Source organism: Priestia koreensis (assembly GCF_022646885.1).
Classification (GTDB): Bacteria; Bacillota; Bacilli; order Bacillales; family Bacillaceae_H; genus Bacillus_AG; species Bacillus_AG koreensis_A.
In genome coordinates, this window is the sequence record NZ_CP061869.1 from 63,152 (window position 1) to 78,422 (window position 15,271).

General features: G+C 33.0%; 9 protein-coding genes. 7 read left to right on the plus strand and 2 right to left on the minus strand.

The features are described from left to right. Positions 1 to 212: 212 nt before the first annotated feature. From IE339_RS24030 to xerS, 6 genes are all read left to right on the plus strand, one after another. Positions 213 to 449, plus strand: coding sequence for a hypothetical protein (locus IE339_RS24030; protein ID WP_242176482.1), 237 nt, complete (start codon positions 213 to 215; stop codon positions 447 to 449). Between the two features lie 114 nt (positions 450 to 563). Continuing rightward, positions 564 to 1,754 (plus strand): protein kinase family protein, encoded by a 1,191-nt coding sequence (locus tag IE339_RS24035; RefSeq protein WP_242176483.1) that lies wholly within the window; start codon positions 564 to 566, stop codon positions 1,752 to 1,754. A gap of 46 nt (positions 1,755 to 1,800) precedes the next feature. Further along, entirely contained in the window at positions 1,801 to 2,208 is a 408-nt protein-coding gene (gene mntA / locus IE339_RS24040) for a type VII toxin-antitoxin system MntA family adenylyltransferase antitoxin (protein ID WP_347342732.1), read from the plus strand. A gap of 155 nt (positions 2,209 to 2,363) precedes the next feature. Further along, on the plus strand, positions 2,364 to 2,834 hold the full coding sequence (locus IE339_RS24045; RefSeq protein ID WP_242176484.1) for a hypothetical protein: 471 nt from the start codon (positions 2,364 to 2,366) through the stop codon (positions 2,832 to 2,834). Between the two features lie 293 nt (positions 2,835 to 3,127). Next, a complete protein-coding gene (locus IE339_RS24050; protein ID WP_242176485.1) occupies positions 3,128 to 4,108 on the plus strand; it encodes a DUF4238 domain-containing protein in 981 nt (326 codons plus the stop codon). Positions 4,109 to 4,256: 148 nt separating this feature from the next. Continuing rightward, positions 4,257 to 5,372 carry a tyrosine recombinase XerS gene (gene xerS, locus IE339_RS24055; RefSeq protein ID WP_242176487.1) on the plus strand — a complete coding sequence of 372 codons (1,116 nt, stop codon included), beginning with the start codon at positions 4,257 to 4,259 and terminating at the stop codon, positions 5,370 to 5,372. A gap of 351 nt (positions 5,373 to 5,723) precedes the next feature. On the opposite strand, the gene IE339_RS24060 is transcribed toward xerS, so the two are convergent. Both IE339_RS24060 and IE339_RS24065 read right to left on the minus strand, forming a co-directional pair. Beyond that, positions 5,724 to 6,416: a hypothetical protein gene (locus IE339_RS24060; RefSeq protein ID WP_242176489.1), complete on the minus strand. Its 693-nt coding sequence runs from the start codon at positions 6,414 to 6,416 to the stop codon at positions 5,724 to 5,726. Positions 6,417 to 6,484: 68 nt separating this feature from the next. Beyond that, on the minus strand, positions 6,485 to 13,120 hold the full coding sequence (locus IE339_RS24065) for a DNRLRE domain-containing protein (RefSeq protein ID WP_242176490.1): 6,636 nt from the start codon (positions 13,118 to 13,120) through the stop codon (positions 6,485 to 6,487). Between the two features lie 891 nt (positions 13,121 to 14,011). On the opposite strand from IE339_RS24065, the gene IE339_RS24070 reads away from it, so the two are divergent. Beyond that, positions 14,012 to 15,262, plus strand: a complete 1,251-nt coding sequence (locus tag IE339_RS24070; RefSeq protein ID WP_242176491.1) for a helix-turn-helix domain-containing protein — start codon at positions 14,012 to 14,014, stop codon at positions 15,260 to 15,262. Positions 15,263 to 15,271: the final 9 nt, after the last annotated feature.

A 15,271-nucleotide genomic window follows, 5' to 3' on the forward strand; every position in this document is an offset into this window, starting at 1 on the left:
AAACACTCCTCATAGTTTTATTTTTATAGAAAAACTCCTATTAAAAGTTATGAATCAGTTGGTTTAAGTGCGATGTCTTACTACATCATATTAAATAAGGCTTGTACACTATTCTTGTTTTTAATAATTTTCTTATTTTTTATGTCTTGAATTAAATATAGGAAAGTTGGACATGATGTTTTTATAAGAATGGTAGGTAAGGAGAGGGACTAATGGAGCATAAATTGTTCGGACGACCCAAGACCAAATTAGGAAAGTTTCTAGACCAGCATATTATTAGTCAAACACTCTTATATACGTGGACCAAAGGAAAATTAAGCAAGAGTATGATTAGTAAGATGTGTATCGAAAAGGATTATACACCGACAACCGATAAAGTAAATATTGTGTTAAAAGCGCTTAGAAAACACGTTAATTCTAATATTGAATACGATGACTTCTTCATGTAAGCAATAAAAAGAGACCTAAAGAATGCTATTAATTCTTCAGGTCTCTTCTTATTGCTACTTCTTACTTAAAGGGCTTATAATTTCAATAAGTAAATTATAAAGGAATTGGTAAATATGGATATTAATAACTTTCTTTCCTTTCAAGAAAAAGAACTAAAAATTTATGAATCAGAAGAATATACAACTTTATATTCAGATTTATACTCAGAGATTACACACGTAAAACTTCAAAAAATATTTATAAATTTACATGGTAAATTAAATTCATTAATAAGCAGTATGAATGAAAAGTTACCCAATGGCAATCAAAATTCTTATTACATTGCTACGGACAGCAGAGAACTAATAAAGATTATTGAAAACATTGAGGAGATCCAAAAAAGATTATCTTCTTCGGATTGTAGCTTTTCGATCGATGAATATTATGAAAAAGCTTTTAATGAATGGAAGGAATTACTACAACCTATGGGTACTACGATTCCATCACATACACCTAAATTTGAACTATACTATGAGAAACCAATATTTAAGACCAATGATACTTTACAAGTATCTCCCCTCAATAATCATGTAAATGTAACGTTGAAACTTATAGGGGAGGGTTCGTATGCACAAGTTTATAGATATAAAGATCCGTATTATAGTAAATCTTTTGTTTTAAAAAGAGCAAAAAAGAACTTAGATGCTAAAGAAATTGACAGGTTTCAGGAAGAATTTAAACAAATGAAAAAACTTAATTCTCCTTACGTTGTAGAAGTATATAATTATGATGCATTAAGAATGGAATATACGATGGAAAGTATGGACTGTACACTTGAGGACTATATCTCAAAAAATAATAATAAACTTAAATTTGATGAGCGGGTTAAAATATGTAAGCAAATATTAAAAGCATTTGCTTATATCCATTCTAAGAACTGCCTTCATCGCGATATAAGTCCGAAAAACATTTTAATAAAGCAATATGATGATGTAATAGTAGCGAAGGTTGCCGATTTTGGACTAGCCAAAACCCCTTTAAGTACTCGTACATCGTATAATACAGAAATGAAAGGTTACATGAATGATCCGGCTTTACAAATGGACGGGTTTAAATATTATGATACTGTTCATGAGACATATGCTTTAACAAGACTATTCCTTTTTGTGCTTACAGGAAAGTACAATTTAAGTGATATAAAAGATGCTCAGCTTATCGAATTTGGAAAGCGAGGCATGAATCCAATTAAAGAGAAACGGTTTAAAAATGTTGGAGAACTAAGCCGTTTTATTCATTCGATGAGTAAGGAACCAGTAAATTCATAAAAAAGGAATATAATTTGTAGCATTCCGCTGAGATGGAGTGACAAACATGATGGATGAAGAAACTATAAATGTAATTTTGGATGTTCTTAAGAACGAATTGTCTCCAAACCTTGTCTATTTATTTGGTTCGCAAGCTGCAGGGAACACGCATACAAAGAGTGACTTTGATATTGCTTACTTAGGGAATAGATCAATTAGTCACTATGAGCGCTTTATGCTCGCTCAGCAGCTCGCTAGCACCTTAAACAGAGATGTAGACCTTATTGATCTTAATAAGTCTTCTACGGTCTTTCAAGCGCAGGTAGTAGGTCATGGAAAGGTATTGTATTGTACAGATGAAAACGGGCGCTTAATGTTTGAGATGCTAACTTTCAAGAAATATGCAAGATTAAATGAAGAGCGCAAAGAGATATTGGATACCATTTCAAAGGCGGGACAAGTTTTCAAAGATTAAACAATATACTAGTGAGTCTAAAGATGCTATCAAAGGTAGCATCTTCTTTTGATGGGAAAACTTACACTCAAATTCCAGGTCTTTTCTCCGTATTAAGCGTATACATACTCCTGATATAATAATTTTTCATTAAAGAATAAAGGAGTTTGAGAAATATGGATAAAGCAAAATGGTTAGATGTTAATTTATGTAGTTTAAGCAACAATACTCTTTACAATCTTAAAGAAAACTTACATACAGAAATAGTTGCAATGGAGGAAGAATACCTAGCACATTTTGAAGGGGATAAAAAAACCCTTAAAACACAAGTGTCTTTATACTTAAAAGTCTTAATGTGCGAAATTGAATCTTTAGCAAGAGTGATTACCCTTATAGACCGTGTAGATCAAAGAAAAGTTCGTTTTCATGAGGATGCGCTAAGTGGTCTTGCAAATGAACATTTGAAATTAAATGAATCAATTAAGGAAGTGAAAGAAAATTTAGCTCAATTAAGAAGAGAGATTGACGGCAATGATGATCAACTTGAAAGCTTATTTGACCGCTATAGAGCTAAAGTAAAACTATATAGTCAGTGCAAGGTCATTTATCAAGCGCGTTTCCATGATCATGTTGGATTTGCTGGATAAAACATGTAGGATTCGCTGGTTCCTTATTAAAGGCCGCTTGTATACAAATACAGTAGGATGAATTGGGAATTGTATAACAAGAGACATGTAAAAAAAGACACCAATACTAGGTGTCTTTTTTTACAAATATCTCCACGAACATTATGAAGAGAGAAGCATAGAAGATTATCACAATAAGTTCCTAACAATCATATACTTTGCGTTAAATACCTGTTTTACGAAATCTTTTATATTTTACATAAAAATGGTATGATATATATATCAAATATAAAATTAGAGAGCAGGAGAAAAATATGCAATTAACAAAAAGACAGCACTATGTTCCCCAATGTTATTTAAAGCAATTCTCTGCCAAATACAACGAAAAAGTCGACTATTTCGATAAAGTCACAGGTAAATCCTTTACTTCCATGCATGTGGAAAATGTAGCACAGCAAAGGTATTATTATGATTTTTCTGAGGAATTTGTTAAATCTTATAATAGTAATTTTTCCACTAATCTAAACGTAGAAGAGATTAACATACAGTTTCTTGAAAAATATTTTTCTAAATTGGAAACAGGTTTTGGTAATGCATTCTTAACATTAGTTCAAAAAATAAATGATGAAAAGAACTTGTTAACAACAGATTTGAATAAAGTAATTACAGAAGTTGAGAGACAAGAACTATCTTTTTTTATGGCTCTACAATCTATAAGAACTCCTTCATACAGAGAATTGCTTAAGAACTTTGTTACTATTCTTGAAAAAAATTCTTTTTCAATTTTTGATTCCATAAAACTCGATGAGATAGATGAAAATGAGCTCTTTTTTTACTATTTAGATACAGGTGTACTAGATCGATTGGCTAATCATTTTAATAAAAATTTCAATTGGTCCTTAGGGATTATTACCAATCCTGAACAAGCACGTTTTCCACATATTCGTAAAATGTTTGTAACAGATGAATTTCTTATATCTGATAATCCTGTCATCAACTTTAAACACATAAATCAGAAAAACCATTTAGATTTATCATTAGAGTTTGCTATACCCATTACCCCTCATCATATCATTATTTTAAGGGATAATAATTATCCTCAAAAAGAAGCAACTTCTATATTTGAAGTGGATCGTAATCAAGTGAGAATTTATAACGAATATCAATATAGATTCTCAAAGAGATTTGTTTTTTACAGTAAAAGTACAAATAAGAGCAAGGTAAAAAACTTCTTCAAATATAATCCGGAAGAGTATACTCAAAACAATGGGAATTTTTGTGTGCTTACCTATTAATCTTAATAGGTTAATTTCGTATTTTACTATATTGTAACTATTCGTTAAAATCTGATTTAACGCAAATTTTGACAAAATTCGACATTCGTATAGTGTCGGACTTTTATTATCCCTCTACCCTTTAAATGCATAAGAAAGGATGAAGATCATGCCAATCTCTAGACAACATCAAATACATGAAGAGCGCCTAAAAGAAATGGTTATGGGCATGCCTTTTTATGTTCAGCAGTTTGTTGACGATAAATTAGACACTCATTCCTCTTCTACTTTGTTAGGTTATCTGCATGATTACAAACTCTTTTTTGATTGGTTGATGGCCGAAGGTTTTGCAGAATGTAATGAAATAAAGGATATTCCTTTAGAAGCGCTGGAGAAGTTACCCTTAGAAGCTGCCAAATCATTCTTTAAGTTTGTAAATCGTAAAGACGTGGTGGTTTCTAAGAAGAAAAACGAAAAGAAAAAGCCCGAAAAGGTTTCGACTAATCGTAAGATATCCGCGCTACGTTCCTTATTTAAATACTTAACGGTCGAAACGGAAAATCAAAATCAAGAACCTTATTTTTATCGAAATGTCATGCAGAAAATAACGGTTCATAAGAAAAAAGAAACGCTTAATGCTCGATCTGGTCGAATTTCTAAAACTATTTTTCACAAAGATGAAGACATTCAGTTTCTTTCCTTCTTGAAATATGAGTATCTAAATACGATTTCACCTAAAGCAAAACCCTATTTTCTACGTGATATAGAGCGTGATTATGCGGTTATATCCCTCTTTCTTGGTTCAGGGGTACGTGTCAATGAGTTGGCTAATTTGCGATTGAGAGATCTCAATTTCTCTACGAATGAAATAGCAGTTATACGAAAGGGAAATAAAGAAGATATCGTTTCAGTGGTGCCCCAGGCCATGCAAGACGTAAAAGAATATTTAGACATACGATTACAACGCTATCGTGCCAGAAATGATGAAGATGATTCTGTATTTGTCACACGATATCAAGGCTCTTATACCCCTTTATCGGTTCGTACTATACAGCATATGGTCAAGAAATACAGTAAAGCCTTTCAATCAAATAAATCCCTCTCCCCTCATAAATTGCGTCATACGTATGCGACACAGTTAGTAGAAGAAACAGGTGACCTAGTACTTGTAATGAACCAGCTGGGTCATAGTTCTATGAATACAGCTGTGTTATATACGAACTCAGATAAGGAACGGGCAAGAGAAGCAGCTAAAAAATTAGGTAAAAAGCGAGAAGATTTATAACTAGATATCTTTAAAAGAAACCATTAGTAAGTAAATATCCCTTTACTAATGGCTTCTTTAAATTAAAGTTGAGTTATTATGTTAAATGAAAGGATATTTCTATATGACGATATATGGATATGAAAAAACCAACTTGCGCGTAACAAGCTGGTTTCAAATCAAACTATAACCTTCTGATAAAAAAACTAATTCTGTTCATGAATGGATTTTATTAGCATTATTTATATAAGGTATTTGAATTTATCTGTATCAGAGCACTTATCAATATGCATTTCAAGAATAACAGCTAAATTCCTAAGGTTAGAGACACAGCTTTTTCAGTAGCGATTACCATGTTAGAAGTTTATAAATTTAAATGCATTTAATTAAAAGCCACGGATACCATAGAATTTCTTCTGCCAAAATTTTATTATTATCAATTAAATTAATAATTACTTTAGCATCCTTGTATTCCTCTATCAATGAATACCGATTTAATTGAATGTTGTTCTCCAAAAAATCATCTTGTAATCCATTACAGATAAACGAATAAAAATTACCATTTAAATATCCACAGATATCAAATCCTAATTTTCTCTCCTTGCTGGATATGTGTTCTATCTTTTTATCTTTTAAAAAGTTATAAATACTGATTTCCTTATCATTTTCATTTTGTTCATTAATTAAGAAATCTTCATAGAAATCTTCTGGAATACAAATTTTCACTATCATAAGGTTTTTAATATTAAATAAAAATTTATCCTTAAATAAAATGGCGTCTTCAAAAGATGCAAAAATATTAGGCCAAGAGAATTTCTTCGAATTTTCTAGGTACTCTAAGAATTGTTCAGCTTCTTTTAATACTTCTTTTGATAAATTTAAATCTCTTTTTATTTCATTTTCAATGTTGTGTACCCAAGAAAAAAACCACTCATCTGGGTAAGTCGGTTTTACATAGTTACTTATAGAGAATACATTGGTAGATAAATTATCTAATTTAAAAGACTTTGAGAGATATTTATCCTTAGTCGAAATAATAATATATCCAACCTCATAATAATTCATTATATTTACCTCCTTTTATATAATTTAAAAGGTAGAAGAAAAGATAACTTCTACCTCTATAATACCTCTTATCTATACCCTCTTGGATATTCCTTCCTGTAGGGCTTCCTAACTCTCGTTTTCTTATATCTCTTCTTGTTTTTCGGGTTTCTATTATAGTAATTTTGACTTTTCACATTAGGTCTACTGACATTACCATGTGCCTTGCCTTCACCTCTAAATTGCTTACGAACTACTCCTCCATTTCCATAGGTAGTGTATTCAGAAACTCTTCCGTTTTTCCTTTTATATCTAGTATGTGGTCTTCCATGTGCTGCAGGGTCACCACCACTAGGTTTACTTCTTGCTCTTAAAACCGATAGTTTTCTCCCAAGCCTCCAAGCTCCATATCCCCCTACCACAGCGATTGTTGCTAACAATGCTACTTGACCTACACCTGGTATAAAATAAATTAAATATGCATAATTTCCATCTGGATCTATATTCATAACAGGATTGTTCTTAGCATAAATATATCCATTTTGGGTAATTGGATCATCGTCATCACCAGGATCTGAGTCAGCTGATAAAAATACACCTTGTTCTGGATTATAATAACGAGCAATTAAATAATATAAACCGGTCTCTTCATCCCGCATATATCCAGCATACGTAAATGGGTTCTGAATATCTGTTTGTCCAGATGTTACTTGCTTTTGAACATTTCCCCAAGCATCATATGTGTATTTTACTACAATAACACCATTATCATCAGACATCGCTACCACATCGCCATGTGGATTATAATGATAATAATACGTTTTTCCACCTGTCTTCATAGACAGGCGTAATCCATCCATAGAATAAACATATGATCGTAGAATGTTACCATTTTCATCTGTCTCATATAATGGATCAATGCTATCTCCATCATAATAGAATCTTGTCACATTACCATTTACATTTTTTTCAATACGACGATCATCGTCATCATATTTATAAGTAGCAAATGGTGTACCCTCACCTTTTTTAGTAATAGAAGTTAATTGGTCAGCAGCATTCCACGTATATGTGTATTTACCATCTTCCGTACGATTTCCGTTTTCATCATACTGAATCGTTTCATTTCCAAATTCCGTTAGTTGATTGCCTATATTAAATGTAGCGCTTGTTTCAACAGTGTTTTCACCTGGCTTGGTCAACTTCACTGATGTACGATTACCAAAACCATTATATACATATTCCTTAATTGTCCCATCAGGAAGTATTTCTTTAACCAATTGGTCTAACGAATCATAGTCGTAAGATGTTTTACTATCTACTGAACCATCTTCTTTGTAGGAAGTAATTTCTTTTCGATTATCATTTTCATCATACTTATAGGATTCAGACAAAATGGTATCACTATTTGCATTACCAATTTCTAATCCAGTTACTTTCCCAGTTACATCGTAGGTGAAATCTGAACCTGCAGCATTTCCAGCTGTGTACGTACGTACGTTTCCATTTTCATCGTAGTCAAAACGATATGCTTTACCTTGAGCATCTTTTACACTAATGTTTTGATCTAAATTGTTATACTCGTAATTAGTCTCATTTGTTAACCCATTTTGTGTAAAAGTAGATTTAGTAACTTTCGTAGAATTAGGCTTATATGTCCAAGCAAATGTACCACCACGATCCGTCATGCTCACGATTTGATTAGCTTTATCATAATCCTTTATGCGAACAACACTGTTAATTGAATCAACCACTTTTGTTTCGTTACCGTTTGGATCGTATTCAAAGGTAAAGGCTGTTACACCATCTCTTTTTTCACTTGTTGTACGATCTGCTGTATCATAAGTCCACTCTAAAGTATGGTTGTTTGGCAGGTTGGTTTTCGTTTTATTTCCGTTATCATCATATTGATGTTTAGTTATAAAACCAAGAGGATCTGTGTAAGTTCCTAATTTATTATCTAAATCATAATCATAAGAAATAGTTTGAGTATTGCCTTCAGCCACTACTTCTTTTTTATTAACGTTACCATTTTTATCATAACCATATTTAACTGATGTTCCATTTTTCAAAGACACACTCGTTAATTGGTTGTCCTTATTATAGGTTGAATTTTTCTCTTGACCTTTTGGATCAATTTCAGATGTTTTGTTTCCATACGCATCATATTGAAATTGTTGTGTACGACCTTTTTCATCGGTAACTTTTGTTAAATAGTTACCATTTGAGTCATACGAATTTTGAGTAAGATGATTGTCTTCTAATAAACGTATATCATCAAAATAAGCAGTACCTGTAAACTTGTTACGGAAAATCGTATATACACGAACTTTTTGAATCGCCTTATTCAAATCACCGGCATCAATGGTAACTGCACTACGACTCCAATCATGCGTACCTTTAGTAAATTTAGCTTGATATACTTTTTTAGAACCATCTCCAAAAGTGACATCTGCCCAAATGGAGTAATCTTTACTCTCCGTACTATTAAACTCTGGACCTGCTACACCGTCTGCTTTTGACATACCTGTTAACGTAATATTTCGAGGTGTAGACTGATTTAATACTACTTCCTGCGAGTAAGAGGTTTCTGTATCTCCAGTACCTTGTCGTTGAATAGAGATACTCTTTGCACCTGAGAAGCCTTCATTTGCCACACTTGCTACAGATGTTCCTGCTGATTTTGCCCAACCATTTGCATCGTTCTCAAAGCCGCTATTTACAATTGGATTAAAGCTTGAAGAAACAGGACCATCTTCTAGTTGAAGGTTATCAAATAGAGCAACACCATTAACTGGCCCTTTTAAATGCTCCACTTCTAAGAATATACGTACTTTAGCCCCTTGAGTATCTGTACTAAATGAAACTTGTCGTTCTTTCCATTTGCTATTACCTGTCACTTGATTAAAACGATTAGATGCCCAATTTAAATGTTTCCCATTGACGTCTAATATCTCTACATTCAAGAAAGCAGAAGCATTCTCCAAACTCTCCGCCTTAATTAAAGCACTTAATGTATAAGAGGCATTAGGTTGCACATTTAAGACTTGAGTAGCTGCAATGAAGCCTTGTTGACCATCTGTTGTACTAACTGATCTATTTGGCTTTACTTGCAACACTTTCGACCCTGAAAAGCTTCCTGGTGCATGATTATCTGCAATAGAAAAAGATCCAGAATCATTTTTACTTAATGAAGCCCATTCAGATCCTAATGACTTCTCAAAACCAGAATTATTTATTAAGTTATTAGCTGTACTTAAATCACCACTGGATTCAATGACATTTCCATATTTATCATATGTTGACATGGAAGCTGTTTTAGCAGTCGTGTCTACTTCTGATACAGCATTTGTATCGTCATAAGAAATCGTTGTAGCTCTATTTTCAGTATCAGTAGCTTTTGTTACATCGTTATTTTTGTTGTACTCATAGGTTTCTGTCCCAAAGGCGTCTGTTGCGCTTGTAACATTACCATTTGCATCATATTTATAATCTTCAGATATACGCTTCCCTTGATCTCGTGGATCTATTTGCTGAACTAAGTTATTGTTTTCGTATTTAAATGTAGTCGTTAACTTTAAATTATCAGCATCGTCTACGGTTTCTGAAGGGTTCCCGTCTTCGTTGTAGCGGTAAATATCTTTACTGCCAGATGGATTTGTGACTGTTACTTCACGCTTATCTGTATCGTAAGCAATTGATGTTTTTTTCTTTAAAGGACTAATTGCTGTTACAAGACGACTGTCTGCATCATATTCGTATTCTGTAAAGGATGGGGATGCATCCGTGTGTCTTGGATCATAAACACGATAAAGCATTCCATCTTTGTAGTCATATTTATACAGTCTGCCTTCAGGGGTTGTCGTTTCTTTTAACTGACCGTTATCATATTTAAATGTTGTAACTTGATCCGCATACGTAATAGAAGAAATATACGCTCCATCGTATCCAAACGTTACTGTTCTACCAGTGCCATCTGTAGCATCTGTAATACTAGTTAATTTACCATTTGTATAGTTATAAGATGTTTGGTTCCCATTCGCATCTTTTTCATAGCTAATGGTCCCATTTGCATTAAAGGCTGTTACGCTTTGATCGGTATCTTTAAAATAATACCCATTGCTATCTTTCGTAAGTGTTACATATATACCAGTAGGCGCTTCGTAGCCTGTTGAAATCTTTTTGTAACGTTGAATTCGTTTATCAGACTGGATGTATAAAACATCACCGTTTTTATCTTCTAGGACTTTTAAATCAAGTGTACTTTGCCATCCTTTTCCGAATAACCCTTCGCCTGTATCTTTGCTATTGAATGTACGAGAAATGTTAATACCAGGACCTTTTCCATCCAACGAAAAATCAGTTTCATCGAATAAAAAGTTTCCATTGAATGCATTAACCGTACCACCTGGAACCTCAAAAGAAGACCAAAACTCTTCCATACCTAAATAAGAAGATTCTAAGGATGGAATTTTAGGAGTAGTAGGATTAGATAATGCGCTCTCTCCATCTGTTCCATAGGCCGTTACTCTAAACCAATAGTTCGTATTAGTTGGATAGAGTCCACCAGAATTTTTATAAACAGCTGATGGATCTCTTGCTAATTCAACTCCATTTCCGTCGGTATGAAGTTGATATTGCCCAACTTTAATTTCATCTTGTGTTGGCCAAATACCTTTTCCTTGAGTAGTCCACGTGCTTGTACCTTTTGCAACAGTTGAAACCATTTCATAGTTTTTTCCGTTGTACATCCAAACTTTATAACCTTGTACTTTTGGATTTTCGTCTTCATCCCATGAAAGAGTCACATACCCAGTATCTTCACTTGTCGTATTTGCATACGGTTTGGCAACTGGCTGATCCAAAGGTAAAATTGGCATAAAAGCATCTGAGTTGGATGATTCTCCGCCTGGGAATACCGCACTTACACGGAAGAAATAGGTGCGAGAATTTTCATATTTAACATCTGCATTCCCGTATACATCACCAGGTGTACGAGAAAGTTCTGTTCCTTTCCCATCATGATGAAGTTCATATTCACCTGACTCAATTTCATCTTGTGTTGGCCAAATACCCTTACCTTTTGATGACCAACTTGTTGTATTTCCTACTTCAAAAGCTTCATAGTTAATTCCATTGAACAATTTAATTTTATAACCGATTGCTCCAGGAACAGTATTCCATGAAAGATTTACATATCCCGTGTCATTGTTATTAGAAGCAGCAAATCCTGTTGGTGTGTTTACAGTTGGATAATGGTAACTAACTGAAAGGTAGGGCTTATTTGTACTGTTTTCAGACGCATAAAACTTCTTCCAATAAGCTTGTCCATTTCCATTTTCATGTAACTTAAAACCATAATTCGGTTTACTTCCAGATACCCAATCTTTTACGGTATTTAGAACGTTAAAGCTTGCTACATCACCTTTAGCAACCGAAGCAGTTGAAATATTCGTAGAAGCTGGCTTGTTATTCCAAGTTAATGTTCCTGGTGCCCAACTTCCATCTACACGATCTAACCATACATTGTTAGGTGTAGACGAATAGGAATGTGCTGTATAAACATTAAATTGAGCAGAATCAATTAATGCCCCCTGCAATTTAGAAGTATCCGGCTTTACAAACGTAAAGTTTGTCCCAGAGGCACTATCATAATAACCTGATTTCAATGAATAGTAACCTGAAGATGATTCCCAGAATTTATCGTAATTCGTAGTTGGATAAGCACTAGATACAAACGTATCATCACTAGCTCCAAGCGTAATTGTGGGATCAATGTAAACTGGATAAATACGATCCGAAGATGTTAACCACTCTTTATCTGCTACAACATTTAGATTATAGCCTTCTGCTACTTTTTCTAGTTCATAGTGAACATCAAATGAAGTTGCAGGATCTCCTGATTCTTTATCCACATTGGAATCGCTCATGTAAGGACGCGGAATATTAAAGATTACATTACTTTTCTCATCTTTAAAAGAGGTACTACCGTCCTCATTTAAGTTTGCCAATAGACTTGTCTTAACCAAAAATTTGAATTGAGAAAATCCTTCATATTTTTGAAGAATAATATCTTCTTTAACACTTTGATCAAATACTGTATTACGTAAATCCACACTTTGTAGAACATTGCGGTAGAAAATCTGGTTTTCTTTATGTTCAGCGGCTACATCTGTTGATGAAGTAAAAGGTTGATCACCTTGTGCACCCAATAACTTGTATTGGACCTGATTACGTTCATCTTTCACCGTTGCATATGCACCGTCATTTGTTTGTTTCTCAAAAGCTACATCGATTCCTGCATTAGCAGGTTCAATGGTATTTTCCTGATTATTAACTTGCAAATCAGTGGAAATCTCTTTCCATTCATTGCTCTTTTCATCTTTTCGTTGTACAGGATCAAGATAGATTTCTTTTTTATAATCTCCTTCTCCTGTTTGTTCAACTTTGATATTCTCTTCTTGTTGTTTTTCCTCCACCTCTGGTGCAGTTTTTTCAACCGGTGGTGCTTGAATATCAGGTTGATTCTCCATAATTTGTTGGTTAATTCGTGCTGCGTCTTGCCCCTCAGAGACTGCCTTTTCCTGACTAGCAGGTTGGTCTACTGAATCACTTGTAGCTGTCGTAGATGCCCAATCATAGGCTGGTAAACTACTAATAACAAGTGTAAAGACAAGAAGACAAACTATCCATTTAGATAGTTGACTTATTGTTTTACGTTTCATTACAATCCTCCCTTTTTTTGAAACATTTGTTAACAAAATGAAACATAGATTAATTTACCTTTTTTAGGTGACTATATGAATAGGTATTTGTAACCTTTTTCTATATAAGGTAGAGGATAGTAAATAATTTATGTTATATGAATAATAAGGTAAATTTTTCATTCAATATATATATTAAAAACGCTTCTTTATAAGTAATTAATTTTAATTCCCAATATATAAAATGTATTAATATACCTAAATTATAATTAATATCTATTTAAACACTCGATAAATTAGTTCATTGGAACCAAATAACACCTACCTAATTTTTATTAGATTAAAGTTTTAATTTTAAGTATTTTTATGAAATCGTTTCCAAATATAGCAAAAGAAAAATGATGGTGCATTTTCTATTTAACCGTTCGTTGTAAAGTTACATTGAGCAACGTTCTTGCCACAATGTTATCAAGTGGTTTGTGCAACACATTTCATAACCTTTAGATCTGCTGTTATATTTACACGCGCTGTGTAACCCACACCGCAAGTTGACACATAATTGATATCAGTCTGTCTTATCTTTTACTGGATGATATCTTACTAAGATAGGAGTGCTAACAGTAGACTACTTGTGTTGCTTTAGGATTTTTCCTTCCAATTCGTATTCCACTCTTATAAATTAAAAAAGTAATCTCCCCCAAGAATGTTATAAAATCTTTGAAGATTTACTTTTTCACTAAGTTTACACACAATCACTCGTCTTTCTACTTACTTAGAATCCATATTAATAACAAATAAAGATTCAATTCTCCCTTTTCCTATAATTTATATAGGAAAAAATGAATATTTTTAATAATTTTAAGTATTCAAATTATTTATAAGATGCTAATATATTAAAAAGGAGGCAGGACTTTGGATGTAGGTGCAAAAATTAAATTTCATCGTTTGAAAAAAGGGCTGACACAAGAAGAATTAGCTAGAGGAATTATTTCCATCCCCTATCTTTCAAAAATAGAGAACGCCAAAATTACTAGCAATCAAGAAATTTTGCAACTATTATTTGAACGATTATCGGTACCTTTTGATATTCAGCATGAAGATGACTTTAAAGCATACTGTTATGAATGGTTTAAGCAGTTAAGAGCACCAGATGAAAATTGTGAACCTTACTTAAGTAGAGTTGAGGAAATAAAAGCGCTCACACTTGATGATTCGTTACTCTTACTAATTGATATCCATTTTATTCAGTACTATTTATATAAACGTAATTATCAAAAAAGCGCTGCTTTAATTGCAAGTTTAAAAAAGGTTAAAAATTCTTTTACGCCATTGCATTCATATTACTATCACAAATTTATAGGAAACCATGATGTCATTCACTCAAAGCTACAGGAAGGCTTATCTAACTACCAACTTTCCTTAAATCACCTTTCCTTGATTCAACTGGATGAATTAGAATTGGCTGATATTAAATATGTCATAGGAATTACCTATAGCCGACTACGTCAACCTGCTTATGCCGTGTCATTAATTCAAGAAGCATTAATGGTCTTTAAAGATCATTATGAATTATATCGGAGTGCACAATGTCACATCACTTTGGGCATCTGTTATAGACGATTCAAAGACTATGATAAATCCATTCATCATTACCTTTTAGCTCATAAATTATCAGGTATTTTAAAAAATACCAAAATGGAACAGCTAACTAATTTAAACTTAGGACATTTACATCATGTAAAGGGGAAACTAACAGAGGCAATCTCATATTATGAGAAATGTTTGACCATGAATTCAGATGATTTAGAGGACAGTATGGTATCCGCTATCTCCTTGGTCCGCATCTATTATGATCTAGAAACATTTGATAAAGCGAATGAATTATTACATACAGCTATGACTATTCAGACAAAATATTCTAGCTTTAAATACGATTTAGACATCGAGATTTACAAAGAATTAATCAGAAGTGATTTTAGTAGTATTGAGGGAATTCTTATTGATAAAATGATTCCCTACCTACAGAAGAACCAAGAGTATAGTGAGCTCCTGCTATATGCACAGTTAGTTAGTACTTTTTACGAAAAAGAGCACAAATATAAAAAAGCGTTCTATTATCAAAAATTAGTAAATGACTTGTTAAATAAATTTATCGAAATTTAGGAGGACTAA

What these genes read in the sequence shown, in the direction of transcription:
- IE339_RS24030 (WP_242176482.1), top strand. Translation starts at nt 213, where the DNA reads ATGGAGCATAAATTGTTCGGACGACCCAAGACCAAATTAGGAAAGTTT.
- IE339_RS24035 (WP_242176483.1), top strand. Translation starts at nt 564, where the DNA reads ATGGATATTAATAACTTTCTTTCCTTTCAAGAAAAAGAACTAAAAATT.
- mntA (WP_347342732.1), top strand. Translation starts at nt 1,801, where the DNA reads ATGATGGATGAAGAAACTATAAATGTAATTTTGGATGTTCTTAAGAAC.
- IE339_RS24045 (WP_242176484.1), top strand. Translation starts at nt 2,364, where the DNA reads ATGGATAAAGCAAAATGGTTAGATGTTAATTTATGTAGTTTAAGCAAC.
- IE339_RS24050 (WP_242176485.1), top strand. Translation starts at nt 3,128, where the DNA reads ATGCAATTAACAAAAAGACAGCACTATGTTCCCCAATGTTATTTAAAG.
- xerS (WP_242176487.1), top strand. Translation starts at nt 4,257, where the DNA reads ATGCCAATCTCTAGACAACATCAAATACATGAAGAGCGCCTAAAAGAA.
- IE339_RS24060 (WP_242176489.1), bottom strand. Translation starts at nt 6,416, where the DNA reads ATGAATTATTATGAGGTTGGATATATTATTATTTCGACTAAGGATAAA.
- IE339_RS24065 (WP_242176490.1), bottom strand. Translation starts at nt 13,120, where the DNA reads ATGAAACGTAAAACAATAAGTCAACTATCTAAATGGATAGTTTGTCTT.